Source organism: Paenibacillus sp. LT-B23, assembly GCF_059417685.1.
Genome location: NZ_JBSQBM010000008.1, coordinates 18,671 through 34,913, shown reverse-complemented (window position 1 = coordinate 34,913; position 16,243 = coordinate 18,671). Strand labels below are relative to the sequence as shown.

Sequence of the window (16,243 nt, the reverse complement as noted above, 5' to 3'; positions counted from 1 at the left end):
TATTTGTTTATAGATTTGACTACTTTAGTCTCGTTCCTGACTTAATGTCTGTAGACGTGCCTGTACATTCTGATCATAAAAACCACCATGGTAGCACAGCACCTTCTCGACATCCAATACGGTCAGTTTACCGAGGCTTTCCAAGGCCAGTGGCATATCCGGTGTAGCCGATTCAGCAGGGCCGACCAGTTTGCCTTCAACTACACGCAGCTCGTCCGCCGCCAAAAGCAGCTTTTGTGCGGGCACATACAAGCTGATATGTCCCGGTGTGTGACCAGGTGTATGAATAATCTGTATTCCTCCACCATAAGGAAGATGCTCACCGTCTTCGAGGACATGGGCAAAGCGCAAGTCCGGCAAGCGGCGGATCATATCCTCTGCTTGCTGTTTGAGTGTATTATCCAACTGATTGATTCGTTCCGGTGTCAGCTTCACAAACGACCGATCCCCTGTCATATAAGGAATATCATCCTTATGAGCCAATAGAGCGGTATTCGGTAGCAAGTCCAGTAGTGCATGAACATTACCGATATGATCAATGTCCTGATGCGTTAAAATAATTCGCTTCAGGTGGCTGATATCCTCTCCCACATCTGCAATAGCCTTGCGCAACCCTTCCAACTGGCCTAGCATCCCCGTGTCAATGAGCGTAAGCCCGTCCTCATCCTTGAGCAGCACAGGATAAATCGTTGTTTTTCCAAAGAAAGATTCCATAGGTATTTCCAAAATCAAAATTTGAGTTCCAATATTCATATAAGCTGCTTCAGATTCCCGTGAACTCCGAAGCACACCTCCTGTCTCATATTGTTAAATGGGTCGGCTAATCTTTGAAACTTTTGATTTTCTTCAAGCTCTATTATAGGACCCTTTGCATCCGAACCGCAAAAAACAACTCGATATGGCTGTTTGGGAGCTTGTCTTGTACAATGAAATAAATCAACAGAACAGGAGGCGGGTACGAATGGTGAATAGGGACCAATCTTTTTCCATTGAATTTGCGCGCAGGGAGAATCTTCCGGATATTGTGGGCATTTATAATTCCACCATTGCAGGACGAATGGTAACGGCAGATCTGGAGCCCGTGACAGTGGAGAGCCGTATCCCATGGTTTGAGGCTCATCAAGAAGACCATCGACCTTTGTGGGTTCTGAGACACAAAGAGGCGATTGCAGGGTGGGCCAGCCTACAGTCTTTTTACGGACGTCCAGCTTATAACGGTACGGCAGAAATCAGTATTTATGTCCATGAAGATTCTCGTGGAACTGGAGCAGGAAGTCGTCTGGTGCAGCACGTACTGAGTGAATGCCCTAGGCTTGGAATTACGACGCTGTTGGGGTTTGTATTTGGTCACAATGAGCCGAGTATCGCCTTGCTGCGCAAGTTCGGTTTTGAGCAATGGGGTTATTATCCGCGTGTTGCGGTGCTGGACAGCATAGAGCGGGATTTGGCTATTCTGGGTAAACGAGTGGATGTTGAGGATAAATAGACGAACCAACATCGTTTATAAAGTGGAACATGAAAAAAAGCTGCATCCAAAATCTTCTGTGCACTACAATTGTGCGTGTTTTTGGAAGCAGCCTTTAATGTTGTGAAAAAATGATGTTGCTTATCCCGTCGTTTAACGCTGCGGTTTCAAACGTATATTGTGAAAAATCTGATTGAGCACCTCGGACAGCACCAAGCCGACAGCAATGGCACCTGCGATCATGAGTGTGCTCATAGCCAGCTCCAGCGCCTGAGGATAATTATGCTGTACAAACTGTCGCATCGCATTGTAGGCCATTCCTCCCGGAACCAGCGGAATCATGCCTGCCACGCTGAAAATAATAACGGGCATTTTGTACAGTCTGGCCAAGCTCTGGCTGATGATCCCGATCAGAACCGTTGCCAAGAGGCTGGCACTCACGGGTCCCATGCTGCCTGTCGTCCAATAATAGACGAGCCAGCCCAGCATCCCGACGAAGCCGCATTGCAGCAGTGAACGTCGGGGAGCGTGAAAAAGAATGCCGAAAGCAGCGGTAGCAATAAAGCTTGTGAATAATTGTGCAACCATAAACTTGGATCTCCTCCGAATCACATATACGAAATGATAACCGCAACACCGGCTCCAATACCAAATGACGTCAAGCAAGCGTCAGCCCCCTTGGATATGCCCGAAACGAGGTGTCCTGCCATTAAATCCCGAATGGCATTTGTAATTAATAAGCCTGGCACCAATGGCATAACGGAGCCAATAATGATTTTGTCCATCATCTGGCCCCAGCCTGCAACTGTCAGTAAAGCCGCCAGCAAGCCGATTAAAAAAGATGCCGAAAATTCTGAGAAAAACTTAACCTTAACGAGCCTGTGAAAATATTGCACGGCTGCGAAGCCAGCCCCGCCGCAGAGAACGGCTGCGGGGAAATCCCGCCAGACCCCGCCAAACATAATCATAAAGCAGCCACTCGCCAATGCCGCGGCTGCCAGTTGTACGCCGTTGGAATAGCGGTGCGGACCACGTTCAATCTTGGTTAGCTCCGTAACCGCTGCGCGGGGTGACAAGCCACCCAGACTTATTTTACGTGAAATCGCATTAACCTCTACAACCTTATGCAAATCCGTGGTCCGCTCCACAATCCGGATCAGCTTGGCAGGCTCTGCGTCGTTAATGGCAAAAAAAATCCCGGTCGGTGTCACATAGCTATGGGACTGGGGTATGCCGTAGGCCGAGGCAATGCGGGACATCGTGTCTTCGACGCGATAGGTTTCGGCTCCATTTTGCATCATGAGCTTGCCAGCCAGCAGACATACCTCGATGATCTCAGGAGTAGGATGGGAATGATTATTCATGCTCGCTCTCTCTCATTCGTACCGGGCCGTTAGGCCGTATTATTTGTATATATTGTAGCACAAAAAGCCGCCTTTTCAGAGGCGGTTGTGTTGGGAAATAAGGAGTAATCCGTCAAGATTCCATCGTATCGGGAATAACTGTATAGTAGGACTCTTCCAAATGTGTTGCCGCCTCAGACAAGCCCATGGATCTAAGCTGTCCTGCTACAAAAACACGAAGGGCAGAATGGGTGAACAGATGGCGTGTTTGAGCATCCCGGATAAAGGCCAATATCGCTTCACGCGAACCGTTGCGGAACAAATCACGAACCGTTTCACCTTGTTTATCCCAATGAAAGGGCTCTGCCACGCTTAAAAGAGCACTCTTAATAGACGAACGCTGTTTTGCGGAAGAAGAAAAGGGCGGAATGCCCAAGCCGTTCAGTGTAGGGGCAGCTTCGTTTTGCTTGCGCTCGATTCGCAAATTGTCGATGTAGGCAGCCATATCCTGAATCGGTTGGACACCGAAGCGTTCCCGAAAGCACTCCCGCACTAACGCGGTGCGCTCATCGACGGCCTGAGGAGGCCGGTGTCCTGTATGTCCTGTATAATCCTGTCCACTAGCGTAGTAGCGCTTTAATGAACTGTTCTCTGTATAAACAACACTTAAAAAATCCTGCAAGTGGCGGGCAACCACCCATACACCCGTCCAGTCAACAGGGGATATGCACACAATGGGGGCCTGCGAAAGATCCTTTTCAAGTCCAAAATCCGTTAAAAAGCCGTAATGTATTCCGTCCACGCCCGCGTGAGCAAAGGGAATCACATCCGGCGGTGTAGCCATATATCGTGGCGCGCGGCTATGCTCCATAATCAATCCCAAATCAAAACCCAGAGAATGCCGGTTCGCTTCAAGCTCCTGTTCAAATTCTATAAGTGCCTCAATCAAAGGTGTAGCTGATCCGTAGGCAGGGTTAGAACCGGAATTCATCGTGTATGCCTCCTTATCCAAGTACATCCGTAAAGCGTTCATCCCTAAAAGGTACGTGATTTTACACGAAATGTAAACCTGTATGCTGAATCTTTTCAAAAATGTGACCTTTTACCTGTGTGCTATGAAATAAGCCGCTTTCGGACAAAACAGGACGAGATACCTATTTTAGATAAGTACAGAAGTAAAGTGAGTTTGCGAAAAGGATGGTCTTTTCATTTTATGACTGTCACGGTGAAGTGTGAATGCGGGAGTGGATATAACAACAGATACAAATAGCAGGTCAACTATAGATACGAGCTATGGATGGCGAAGGGGTAAGATGTAATGTGCAACGCATCGGGTCAGCGGGTATAATATCAGGACAAGGTGAAGATGGACGACATCCAATGATTTTTACAGAAAGAAGTGGGTATATGAACTTGCACAAGAAGGCCGTATTTTTTGATGTAGATGATACAATGTACGATCATTTGCACCCTACTCGCGATGCATTGCGTACAGTATTAGGATTGAGTGAACATTTTCCTTATGAAGAGGCTTATCATCGTATTCGTTATTACAGTGATGTATTGTCGGCAAAAGGAGGACTATTGGAGGGGAAGGCTGGGCCGGATGAGCTGGAGGATATGAGGGAAGGCCGTTTTGTCCTGGCTTTACAGGAATTTGGGGTGAATATTACCCGTGAGCAGGCAGTGGATATCCAAAAAGAGTACCTGGATCGTCAGTACCGGATTGAGCCTTTCGAGGGAGCTACATCGTTAATGGATGAATTGAGCTCGGCAGGATATCTGGTTGGCTTGATTACGAATGGCCTCGAAGATCACCAGATGAGCAAAATCAGGGCCATGGCTCTGGAAAATCATATTGCGGCAGAGCATATTTTTGTATCCGGAACGGTTGGCTATGCCAAGCCTGATCCACGTATTTTCGAAGTGGTGAACGAACGGACAGGGACTATGGCAGAGCATTGCTGCTATATCGGGGATTCCTGGCGCAATGACGTGGCGGGAGCTGTAGCGGCCAACTGGCGGGTCATTTGGTTCAATCACAGGAAGGCTGCCCCGGAGTCTGAGGTAGCGGGAGCCTATGAAACAGTGGCAAGCTATTCAGAGTTGAAAAAATTACTGCTGCCAGACGTATCAAGCACGGCACATACCATATTTACCCAAGCGGGTCATACACCATCCTGAATCCATTCCTGAAGACGGCTCGTAGTACAACTTATCCGACATATGTCTAACTTCATTCAAATGGTTCAGAACAGAGAAGGAAGGGATCGCACATGGTTGAACAATGGAGGCAGGCAGACGAAATCATAAGTCAAGTGACTGTTTACAGTACCGAGGATAATGATCCGGTTACGATTAAAACAGTCTCCCAAGACGTCCGTTGTATTGGCATCGGGACGGATGCGGCCGTATTTATGCTCGATACGTTGCCCGGCTACGCGTTCAAGGTGTACTCAGACATGGCGATCGAGAAGAAAGATGTGGAGGCCGACGTATACGAGCGGTTGCGGGGGTCCGATTTTTTTCCTCATTATTACGGGAAAGGCGATAAGTATATCGTCATTAGCTATGAATCAGGTATTACGTTGCTGGATTGTCTGCTGCAAGGCATTCCCGTGCCGGAGCAAGTGATCCAGGACGTAGAGGAGGCGAGGGAGTTTGTCCGTTCCAAGGGGCTGAATCCCCGTGATATTCACCTCAAGAACGTACTGATGCAAGATGGACGCGCCAAGGTATTGGACGTATCCGAGTACGTGAAGGAGGGCGATGACAAGCGCTGGGAGCATCTGGTGTGGGCGTATCATACGTTTTACTCAAGTATTTCGGAGGTTAAAGTTCCGTCATGGATTCTGGAGACGATTAAAAAATGGTACTACAAGCTGGACAACTCCAGCTTTAATCTGGAGGAGTTCGCCCAACGCGTCAGCCAGTTATTTTCCAAATGGAAGTCATAGCCGCAGAAAATCTTCATCTTCTTATAAAAAAAGGATTGCACCCGTATTAGGGGAGCAATCCTTTTTGGCACGTTACCAGACATGTCTTACGGAATAAGCAGATTCTCTTTTACCTGAAATCGCGAGGTACTCTTCTGGCGGTTCCGCTCTCAATCGCAGCCCGAATAACTTTTTCACGCACCCGCTGAACGGCATTCTCGTTAAATACGCCGGGGATAATATACAGCTTATTTAATTCTTCGGGACGGATGGTGCTCGCAATGGCTTCTGCTGCCGCCAGCTTCATCTCTTCGTTAATTTCACGGGCGCGACAGTCGAGTGCCGCGCGGAATATGCCGGGAAAGCAAAGCACGTTGTTGATCTGGTTAGGGTAGTCTGAACGTCCAGTGGCAATGACGCCTGCAATGTCTTCGATATCCTCGGGGGCAATTTCGGGAACCGGGTTAGCCATGGTGAACACCACCGGAGCCTCGTTCATGTGTTTTACGTCTTCCCGTTGAAGCAGCCCGCCAGCCGATAGACCGATAAACACGTCAGCGCCTTTCAGAACCTCGGACAGCGTGCCTGACAGCCGCTCGGGATTGGTATGCTGTGCATACCAGTTCCACACCGGATGATCGTACGTTTCATCGGCTGTAATGGCCCCGTGGCGATCTACACCAATGATGTTAACTGCACCCGCAGACAGCAAAATTTTAGTGCAGGCTACACCCGCAGCTCCGATACCGCAGACGACGATTTTGACATCAGACAGCGCTTTGCCGACGACCTTGAGTGCATTGATCAGCCCTGCGTACAAGACAACAGCGGTGCCATGCTGATCATCATGAAAAACAGGAATATCCAGCTCCTGACGCAGCCGTTGCTCAATCTCAAAGCAGCGAGGTGATGAAATATCCTCCAGATTAATACCGCCGAAAGCTGGAGCGATTTGCTTGATCGCCTTGATAATTTCCTCGGTGTCCTGCGTGTCCAGACAAATCGGAAAAGCATCAACGGACCCGAGCTGCTTGAACAGCATGGCTTTACCTTCCATGACTGGCATAGCCGCGTAGGGGCCGATATTGCCCAAGCCGAGGACAGCGCTCCCGTCCGAGACGACAGCAACGGTGTTCCGTTTGATTGTCAAACGGAAGGCTTTGTCCGGCTCCTCATGAATCGCCATGCACACGCGTGCTACATCTGGAGTGTACACCCGGGACAAGTCGTCGCGATTCTGTATCGGAACCTTGGGCTGCATTTCAATTTTACCCCCGAGATGCAGCAGAAAGGTCCGGTCAGAAATGGACAGCACCTTTACGCCTTGTGCTTTTTTAATCCGGGCAATCATTCGGTCGATTTCGGCCGGGTCAGCAATGGTCACTGTAATATCCCGCACGGTGACCTTTTCAGAGGTTCGAATGACGTCAATCGCAATAACATCCCCACCATGTTCGTTGACCAGCGTAATCAATTGACCAAATTGGATGTGCTCGGTGGAAATTTCCAGTCGTAAAATGATGTTTTTACCGCCAATACCGCCTTGCATGCAAATTCCTCCTTTGTGTTCCATAAGAAAATAAGTGGAATCAATTGATTGCGCTTACAATCGAAAGCGTGCCTAAGAGGTGCAATCTAATATTTCAACTAGTGGATTCTTTCCCTATCATAGTGAACAATCTCTCACTTGTACAGATAAAGCTGAATCAATCTCCCATTTTGCATCAAAAAAAGGACAAAAGCCCGGCTCCATGTCAGCTCCAAAGCTATTGTCCTTTTCTTATAGATAACCTGTAGTCCATTCTACTGCCTTCATCCCACTATGTCATATTTTTGCCGTAATAGATTTCGTCCATTTCTATCTTAAGCCGGGCGGTTATGTTTTGCTGCTCGTTCTCGCCCAGACTTTCCTTCGTATAGCCGAATAGATAATTGTCCAGATCGAATTGTTTCAGCTTGCATTTGGTGTGGAAAATGTTTTCCTGATATACGTTCACGTCTATCATGTCATACTGGCTGCGCACTTCGTCAGGAATATAATTTTGAATGGAGGCGATGTCATGGTCAATAAACAGCTTGTGCCCATTCGTATCACGAGTAAAGCCGCGTACCCGATAATCAATCGTCATAATATCTGTGTCAAAGGAATGGATCAAATAACGGAGTGCCTTGAGTGGAGAGATTTCTCCACAGGTAGAGACGTCAATATCGGCTCGGAACGTGCTGATTCCCTCGTCGGGATGATATTCCGGGTAGGTGTGGACAGTGATATGGCTTTTATCCAACTGCATAACGACAGAATCGGGCAGAGGACCGGGTGATTCATCGTAAGACTCTGTAGGCACCTCCACGATAGGGCCTTCCGATATAAGCATGGTCACACTGGCTCCTTGAGGAACATAGTCCTGCTGGGCTACGTTGAGCACATGAGCTTCAATGATGTCAGATACATTTTTTAAAATGGCAGTCAGTCGATCCGCGTTGTATTGTTCGTCAATATATTCGATATAGGCCTCGCGTTCTTCCCTTGTTTTGGTATAACAAATATCGTACATGTTGAAACTTAACGATTTGGTCAGATTGTTAAACCCGTGCAGGGTAATTCGCTGTTCCGGTGTCATGGTCATGGGCTATTTCCCCTTGTAGTCGCAGTATTCATACATAATGTTCCCATCACGTCTTTTCATATACCGATTTCGTAATACTCCATTCTGTAGCTATAGCATTTACAGTGTATTGCACAGGTATGATATGGGGGGAGCAACGGCCTGAATTTTTAAGGTCCGAATAAGTATGTTTTACCCGTTTGAGCGGATTGAAAACAGGCCAGGGGATAAGAGAGAATCAACGTTCATATACACTCAAGTTCTGCTCATATAGACGAATTTCTACGATTTCAGCCCGTGGGCAACCGTGAGTGGCCTCCACAACCAGACGAAGCTGATCTGTAGCAACGGGGTTCCTGATTACATGAATCCTTTTTCGCTTTCGATTATTCCGTTCTGTGTGGAGGGTTACCCAGCTTCCATCTGTAAATGCCTCGATTCGATAATGACGTACCAATTCGGGGATGACTTCAAAAGGGGTCCGATGATGGTGAAGATTGATCAAATCCTCGTTAACGTCATCATTAAAGGTACAATGAATCTCCCGAACAATCGTTTTTTGCGGCAGCCGCAGCTCAATCCATGCTTCCTGTCCGGCAAGCAACGGATCGGATACCCACATGTTTGGCCCACCATATGGTCGTACATGCCCGTTTATAATATTAGCGGGAGCGTAACTATTCGTTTCCTCTATAATGCGAAAGCAAAAGCATTTGCGCACCATAGACGTGGCACCGGATCGCATTGTCCATTCCAGCACCGCGCTGGCTCGCACATATCCGTGCAGTCCCGAGCTGGAGCAGATAGCCTGATCCTGTATAAAAGAAAGCACGCCGCTGAGCGGTTGATGGGACATGTATAGCGATACATGTTCATTCGCTCTCACGATCAAGAAGGCATTCGCTACCTGGTCAGGTGCCCAAGGCAGACGGGCCTCAACCCACTGCTGATCACCTGCGGAAACCGCAGTTTCACAGGAGGCTTGGAGCGAAGCGGGGACATAGTTTTGCGGTTTGCCCGTGTCCCACAGTTCAAACCGGATGAGCGTATCCTGCTTCACATCCACCAGCAGGAACACTGTTTCCACCCTGCTGTGAACAGGGAACAGCAGCCCTGCGGCTTGTCGTAACGGTACGCGTTCATCGGGCGAGTCCACACGTAATGCTTTAAGGCTGCTGGACGCTGTTACCGTAGCGCTTCGGCTTATATCCCGCGTGTCCTGATTCGTCACGCCGAGCAGGGAGGCATCCTGCCGCAGCAATGTCTGTTGCAGCAGCGACAAATGCTGCTCGCAAAGCTCGCGGGGAGTCATTTCGCGTGCTACGCATAGCGCAGCGCCTGTTCCGGCCGCTTCGGCTATCACCGCGCAGGTTGCCATAACGCGTAGCGTACCGAAGGCGACATGCGTGGCGCTAACATTTCTGCCCGCAAATAATAAATTACTCACATTCGCGGAATACAGGGAGCGAAACGGGATGTGGTACACGCCGTCAGGCTGCAAATGGTTTGCCCCGCTTCCCGGATCATACATGCCCTGCGGTGGATGCAAATCGATGGACCAGCCACCAAAGCCAACCCGGTCCGGGAACAGGGTCTGCTCCTCGATATCGCGCTGATGAACCGTGTAATCACCGATAAACCGTCGATATTCCCTTTTGCCCGGAATCGTCCCGACCCATTCCAGTGTCATTGTATCTGCATCGAACTCGCCTGAATTTTTAATATAATCCCAGATCCCGTAGATAACCGACCACAGCTCGTCACGTATCCGTTCATTATCATGTACCGTGTCCAGTTCACCGCCCCATTCAATCCACCAGTAGTGGCAGCCGGAATCTCCGCTGCGAAGGATTCGGCTTTTGGGAATCGGTGTTTGGCGGATGTCCTTGGCAAAGGAAGGAGGTGCGTATTTGACGGAATGCCCGGTATCACGTGTATAAAATAAAATCGTACTGCCGAGTAACGTCATATCTGCCGTTTCAGGAGCCAGTGATTCTCCGAATTCTTGCTGCGACTCGCGCCCCAGCCGATATTTGGCACCTGCCAGGAATCCGACCAGCCCGTCTCCCGTACAATCAAGGAACATGCTGCTCTCAAAGCGGATACGCCGTTCCGAGCCTGTCATCCATCCGGTCACTGCCCGAATCATACGCTGCTGTCCTTTTTCCTTAGACTCGCTTTCCTTAGATTCGTTGGTTGCGAATACGAGTTCCTCCGATTCTACATCATAAATATCCGTGTTGAGGAACAAGGTAATGTTCGGTTCAGCACGAACAAGATCAAGGACAACCGCATCCCACAGATAAGGATTCCCGTCAGGGTTGCGATACTGATTCTCCGTGAATAGCTCGCCCATAATGCCGCTTTCGCGGGCGTATCGGTTTACCCCGTGCTTCGTGGCTCCGCATACCCATACCCGCACCTCGCTGCTGGAGTTTCCTCCCAGCACCGGACGATTTTGTACCAGCGCCACCGTCTGGCCCAGACGAGCCGCCGCAACAGCCGCACAGACACCGGCCAATCCCCCGCCTGCTACGGTAATATCGGCGCTAAAGGTTTCCTGTCTCATGCAGTCTCACGCTCCTTTATGATCGATTGAGATCATATTACCCGAGTGAGCTTCGTTTTGACATGCACGGAAACATCATGCACATATACTTAATTTCATGTTCAGCTAATCTTTAGTAACAGGATTTATAATGTGACTAGGCGGATCATGTAGCACGCTTTGTGGATATTTTGCTCATAGTCAGCAGGACATGGAAAATGAAGGTGGTGAACGCCCGTGTTTGGGGTACACATTCATCAGCATGTATATTGGAAGCGGAAAGAATCTTTTCAGTTGGCGTTTGATACTGACGCGTATTGGATTGCCTATGTAATTGAAGAAGGAAAGTTTGCTTATACTATCAAGGAACACTGTGGGGAGGCGAATGCCGGGTCCTTGATTCTTTGTCCGCCCGAAGAGGTATTCCACCGTAAAATCTTAACGCCGCTGAGCTTCCACTTTTTTCGTTTTTCACTCCCTGAAGCGAGTAGCATTGGCGCATCAATCCATGCTGTTTTGGATAAAGAAGATGAGGATCGCTTTCTATCGAGTTGCCGTTATTTATGTGCGAACGCGCTGGATGATAGCAGCCATGCCCGAACATGGAAAAATCATCTGCTGGAGGATTTGCTTTTTCTGTTTTGGAGCAGAGCCAGCAGAGGGGACATGGAGGAACGTACGAATCGGGTGAATGACCCGTTGATCCAACGTGCGCTTCACTATTTTCAGGAGCATGCATGTGAGCCATTGTCCATCAAAGAAACGGCTGCTTGTTTGGGGTTAAGTTCGGCGCAATTCACGAGGCGCTTTCAAGCGGCGGTGGGCTTGACACCCATCCGGTATGTGACCTCACTGCGTCTGGAGAAGGCCCAGACTTTATTGCTGGAGACAGAATATACGCTGGATGATATTGCGGAAAAATGTGGATACCTGAACGGATTTTATTTTAGTCGGGTTTTTTCTGCCAGAAGACACATATCACCTTCACAATACCGCAAGCTTAACCGAATATGATTATAGACTTGCAAGGATAGTGACTTTGGGCATTGCATAAAATGAAAATAGAAACTTCAGCTAAAACCAAGCGTATAATAAAATAAACGTAAGAAGCTGAGAATTATGAAGTTAAAATGAATTTGATAGCAAAAAGGATTTCACAATACCATCCCATGTTACACTGAAAGTAAAACGGTGAAAGGAGTTTCAAGATGCTGGCTTTGTCCGATCCGGCCTGGGCTTTGCTCCAAGGCCCCTATGGTTCCTCTCAATACGTCCCGGAAATGTTGAAGCAGCTCCAAGCCGGATATGACGGCGAAATAGCTGACACCTTGTATTGGGAGGAACTATATCACCAAAATACGTTATATACATGTACCTTTGCGGCTGTACCGTACCTCGTAGATATTGCGTTAAGCAGTTCTGATATAAGGATTCGAGCAGATATTTATAACATTTGCGGAATATTTGAAGCGAAAAATGTAAATCCCTTACATTCAAAAGTTCCGTTGGAATTTGCAAGGGATCAGGTAGAACTGGATGTAGGTCTGGCTGAGTATATATATGAACAATACCAGCAAGCCATTGTTCGGCTTACCGAATTGACCGAGGAAATGGTGTTGTATGCCAAGGATCACGAAGGAAATGTCGGCAAACGATATGTTTTGGCTGCGGCTGCTGCCTTTCAGGGTTATCGGTGCGTAGCTTTTATGCTTCAAAGCTTTGATACTGGGGATGAATATACGCTGGATTGTCCGCATTGCGGAACCCCGCTCTATATTTGGCCTGTTGAGCATAGTGATGTTCTGGTGGCTTACGATAAAGATCCGGTAAATTCAAACAGTCTGGTTCCCTATTCGATCCAATCCGGCTCATTGGACCATAAAGGCTCGAATCTACAGTGGCTATACCAATATGCCCAAAAAATTGAGGAAAACAACCTTTTAGCGCATTTACCCTACTTAAACGGTTGGCTGAATTGTCCTGTTTGCAATACACCCATTTCCATTTGGGACGAGCTGATGAAAACGGCCAATGGTGTCCGAAAGCATACCGCTTAATGAATAAAAAAGGGAGCTGTATCATACAGCCCCCTGATTCCCCGTAGATTTTTCCACTCCAATTATTCCTGCTTGTTTTACGTAAGTCTACTCTCGAAACGGATTTAAAAAGGTTTTAGGAATGTCAGATTCAAACCGCAGCAATACTCCAGTGACGGGATGAATAAACGATAGTACCCGAGCATGCAGGCCGAGGCGGCCGATAGATTTGGCTTTGGAGCCGTATTTTTTATCTCCGACAATCGGATGGCCGATATCCTCCATATGAACGCGGATCTGATTCTTGCGTCCGGTTTCTAAACGTACTTCCAGCAAGGAAAAATGCCGATTGGCCTGTAGCAGCTTGTAATGAGTAACGGCGTGCTGTCCGTCATTCGGATATGGGCTGGAGTACATTTTCAGCGTCTTGCTTTCCTTCAGCCATGAGGTGATGGTGCCCGCAGCTTTTTTAACCTGTCCTTCTACAAGAGCGATGTACGTTCGTTCATACACAACTTCCTTCCACGCTTGTTGCATTTCCTGCTGTATGGCTTCGCTTTTCGCAAACATCATGACTCCAGATGTATCACGATCCAGACGATGCAGCACAAAAATACGATTGTATGGATGTTCACGTCGCACATGTGCCGTAAGCTGACGGTATGCCGTTACTTCCTGTTCCTGCGCAGAGGCGACGGACAGCAGCCCGGCATCCTTGTGAATGACAATAATGGCCTCATCCTCATGCAAAATACGCAGCCCGGTCAGCGGCACCACGGGAGTGATCTTTTCCTTGGAGAGTACCACTGTCTGACCTTGCTCCAGCGGAAAATTGAACACGGTACGAGGAATGCCGTTCACGGACACCTGTCCACGAGCCAGCGCTGATTTAATGGAATTACGGCCCATGCCAGACACATGCTCTACCAAAAAATTCAACAGCTCGGCAGGCTCCTGTACAATATATGTTTTTGCAACGTTTTTTTCCGGTTTACCCTGCTCTCGGGCAGCATTTTTATCAAAAACCCCCGTTTTGCCCCGTGCTTCGGGTCTATGTGAGCCGGATTTTCCGGCGGGTTTGTGGCTGCGCTTGGCGTTGCCTGTGTTTGGCGTGGATTTTGTATGATTTTTTCGATTGGGTTTACGATTGTTCATGGGTTCTTTCTCCTTCTTGGTACCGTGTCTCATCATAGTAATGGACAAACTTGCGGCACCGTGTTCACTATATCATGAGAAAACAGCGAACGCCATGGTAGAAGGGTTCGATAAGAATTTCATTATACATTATACCTATGGACTTCCAGCGGTTGAACATTGCCCTGAACCCCGGTAAACTAAAGGTAACGAAAGATAAGCCGATATGCGTCGAGGACGCCAGAAATATGAGGGGTTTTGAAACTATGAGTGTACAAGCACCAACATTGGAACGGGCGCAGGATCTACTGCAAAAATTTTATGGCTACCCTGATTTCCGGGAAGGCCAGAAGAAAATTGTCGCCAGTATGCTGGAGGGCAACGATACGCTGGGCATTATGCCGACAGGCGGCGGGAAATCCATATGCTACCAGATTCCTGCGCTACTGCATGATGGGCTGACGATTGTTGTATCACCGCTGATCTCGCTGATGAAGGATCAGGTGGATGCGCTGACCACGATGGGGATTGCGGCTGCCTATATTAATAGTACGCTGAGTGGCCGGGAAGTGAACGACCGCATACGTGCCGCACGGAATGGCGATTTGAAGCTGCTATATGTTGCACCGGAGCGGCTGGAGCTGGACTGGTTTCGCGATGAGATGGCGCAGTTGCCGATTTCCTGCGTTGCGGTCGATGAGGCGCACTGTGTATCCCAGTGGGGACATGATTTCCGTACCAGTTATCTGGCGGTGGCTCCGTTCGTGGATGGGCTGTACGAGCGCCCGATTGTAGCGGCATTTACAGCAACGGCGACACCGCAGGTCATGGACGACATCGTGCGGCTGCTTCGCCTGCGTGAGCCGGAGACATTCGTCACGGGCCTGGGACGGCCAAATTTGGCGTTCAGTGTGCTGCGTGGGGAGGACAAGCGCAGCTTTCTGCTGAATTATGCGCGTGAGCATGACGGCGAATCGGGCATTATTTATGCAGCAACACGCAAGGACGTGGACGACCTGTACCAACGGCTGCGGGATGCGGGAATGGCGGCTGGGCGTTATCATGCCGGGATGACCGATCAGGAACGGGCAGACAGCCAGGAGGGGTTCCTGTACGATGATATTCGTGTCATTGTAGCGACTAACGCCTTCGGCATGGGGATCGACAAATCGAACGTGCGCTACGTCATTCACTACAATATGCCTAAAAATATGGAGGCTTACGTGCAAGAGGCGGGACGCGCAGGACGTGACGGCGATCCGAGTCAATGTATTTTGCTGTTCGGACCGCAGGATATTGTGACCCAGAAATTCCTGATCGAGCAAAATCCGCAGGATGAGGACCGCAAGCGCAACGACTACCGCAAGCTCCAGCAGATGGTTGATTATTGCTACACGACTCGCTGCTTGCGTACGGCGCAGCTTGAGTATTTTGGTGAGGCAGAGGAGCATGAAGCTTGCGGCACATGCAGCTCATGTACGGATGAACGGGAACTGGTAGACATGACCATTGATGCGCAAAAGATTTTTTCGTGTATTCATCGCATGCGGGAACGTTTTGGTGTTTCGATGGTAGCCTCGGTATTGAAAGGCTCGCGTAACAAAAAAGTGCTACAGTATGGCTTTGACAGCCTGCCAACCTATGGTGTAATGGGCAATCGGACGGAAAAAGAAATTTCTGAAATTATTAACGTCCTTGTATCGGAAGGTTATCTGCTGCTGTCTGAGGGACAATATCCGGTTGTCCGTTTGCAGCAGCCTGCGGCTGAAGTGCTGAAAGGTCAGCGCGAAGTCATGCAGCGTGTGGTGCGACATGCCACAGCTTTTGCAGGTGGGACAGGCTCACGTGGACGACAGGGACGCGATGCGTACCCGGCGGCAGTCAACGAAACGGTGTTCGAGCAACTGCGCCTGATTCGCCGCGATTTGGCCGCGCAGGAGCATGTGCCGTCCTATATCATTTTTAACGATGCTACGCTGCGTGAGATGAGTGTAGCGAACCCGCAATCTGAGGCGGACATGCTGCGGATCAAGGGTGTCGGCGAAGTGAAGTTCCGCAAGTACGGCAAGCTGTTCCTTGATTTTTTTCAAAATCAGGGGAATGCCGGAGGAACGGTGAGTGAAGAGGAGATTTATGTGGACGATGTGTACGAGGATTTTGAATAGCTATACTAAA

Annotated in this window: 14 protein-coding genes; 6 read left to right on the top strand and 8 right to left on the bottom strand. The window is 48.9% G+C overall.

The window, feature by feature from the left end; translation table 11 throughout:
* Positions 1-24: 24 nt before the first annotated feature.
* Positions 25-753, bottom strand: coding sequence for an MBL fold metallo-hydrolase (locus ACWXW9_RS11590; RefSeq protein WP_494929516.1), 729 nt, complete (start codon positions 751-753; stop codon positions 25-27).
* 211 nt (positions 754-964) lie between these two features.
* On the opposite strand from ACWXW9_RS11590, the gene ACWXW9_RS11585 reads away from it, so the two are divergent.
* Positions 965-1,486, top strand: coding sequence for a GNAT family N-acetyltransferase (locus tag ACWXW9_RS11585; RefSeq protein ID WP_494929659.1), 522 nt, complete (start codon positions 965-967; stop codon positions 1,484-1,486).
* 132 nt (positions 1,487-1,618) lie between these two features.
* Here the strand turns inward: ACWXW9_RS11585 and ACWXW9_RS11580 are convergent, their stop codons facing one another.
* From ACWXW9_RS11580 to ACWXW9_RS11570, 3 genes are all read right to left on the bottom strand, one after another.
* The gene (locus ACWXW9_RS11580; protein ID WP_494929515.1) at positions 1,619-2,053 is read right to left on the bottom strand and encodes a threonine/serine exporter family protein; all 435 of its coding nucleotides are present in this window, start codon (positions 2,051-2,053) and stop codon (positions 1,619-1,621) included.
* Positions 2,054-2,073: 20 nt separating this feature from the next.
* Positions 2,074-2,829 (bottom strand): threonine/serine exporter family protein, encoded by a 756-nt coding sequence (locus ACWXW9_RS11575; RefSeq protein WP_134910629.1) that lies wholly within the window; start codon positions 2,827-2,829, stop codon positions 2,074-2,076.
* Positions 2,830-2,941: 112 nt separating this feature from the next.
* Positions 2,942-3,799, bottom strand: coding sequence for a hypothetical protein (locus tag ACWXW9_RS11570; protein WP_494929514.1), 858 nt, complete (start codon positions 3,797-3,799; stop codon positions 2,942-2,944).
* Between the two features lie 416 nt (positions 3,800-4,215).
* On the opposite strand from ACWXW9_RS11570, the gene ACWXW9_RS11565 reads away from it, so the two are divergent.
* Positions 4,216-4,992 carry an HAD family hydrolase gene (locus tag ACWXW9_RS11565; RefSeq protein ID WP_494929513.1) on the top strand — a complete coding sequence of 259 codons (777 nt, stop codon included), beginning with the start codon at positions 4,216-4,218 and terminating at the stop codon, positions 4,990-4,992.
* 92 nt (positions 4,993-5,084) lie between these two features.
* A complete protein-coding gene (locus ACWXW9_RS11560) occupies positions 5,085-5,765 on the top strand; it encodes a protein kinase family protein (protein WP_494929512.1) in 681 nt (226 codons plus the stop codon).
* Positions 5,766-5,874: 109 nt separating this feature from the next.
* Here the strand turns inward: ACWXW9_RS11560 and ACWXW9_RS11555 are convergent, their stop codons facing one another.
* The 3 genes from ACWXW9_RS11555 to ACWXW9_RS11545 form a co-directional block, all read right to left on the bottom strand.
* The gene (locus tag ACWXW9_RS11555) at positions 5,875-7,293 is read right to left on the bottom strand and encodes an NAD-dependent malic enzyme (protein ID WP_134910625.1); all 1,419 of its coding nucleotides are present in this window, start codon (positions 7,291-7,293) and stop codon (positions 5,875-5,877) included.
* Between the two features lie 271 nt (positions 7,294-7,564).
* Complete coding sequence (gene speD / locus ACWXW9_RS11550) at positions 7,565-8,371, bottom strand: adenosylmethionine decarboxylase (RefSeq protein WP_149094592.1); 807 nt, start codon at positions 8,369-8,371, stop codon at positions 7,565-7,567.
* Positions 8,372-8,588: 217 nt separating this feature from the next.
* On the bottom strand, positions 8,589-10,919 hold the full coding sequence (locus ACWXW9_RS11545; protein ID WP_494929511.1) for an FAD-dependent oxidoreductase: 2,331 nt from the start codon (positions 10,917-10,919) through the stop codon (positions 8,589-8,591).
* A gap of 216 nt (positions 10,920-11,135) precedes the next feature.
* Between ACWXW9_RS11545 and ACWXW9_RS11540 the strand changes: the two genes are divergently transcribed.
* Both ACWXW9_RS11540 and ACWXW9_RS11535 read left to right on the top strand, forming a co-directional pair.
* Positions 11,136-11,912, top strand: a complete 777-nt coding sequence (locus ACWXW9_RS11540; protein WP_494929510.1) for a helix-turn-helix domain-containing protein — start codon at positions 11,136-11,138, stop codon at positions 11,910-11,912.
* Positions 11,913-12,106: 194 nt separating this feature from the next.
* Positions 12,107-12,955, top strand: a complete 849-nt coding sequence (locus ACWXW9_RS11535) for a hypothetical protein (protein ID WP_494929509.1) — start codon at positions 12,107-12,109, stop codon at positions 12,953-12,955.
* A gap of 87 nt (positions 12,956-13,042) precedes the next feature.
* On the opposite strand, the gene ACWXW9_RS11530 is transcribed toward ACWXW9_RS11535, so the two are convergent.
* On the bottom strand, positions 13,043-14,089 hold the full coding sequence (locus tag ACWXW9_RS11530; RefSeq protein ID WP_494929508.1) for an RluA family pseudouridine synthase: 1,047 nt from the start codon (positions 14,087-14,089) through the stop codon (positions 13,043-13,045).
* A 245-nt stretch (positions 14,090-14,334) separates the two neighbouring features.
* Between ACWXW9_RS11530 and recQ the strand changes: the two genes are divergently transcribed.
* Positions 14,335-16,233: a DNA helicase RecQ gene (gene recQ / locus ACWXW9_RS11525; RefSeq protein WP_494929507.1), complete on the top strand. Its 1,899-nt coding sequence runs from the start codon at positions 14,335-14,337 to the stop codon at positions 16,231-16,233.
* Positions 16,234-16,243: the final 10 nt, after the last annotated feature.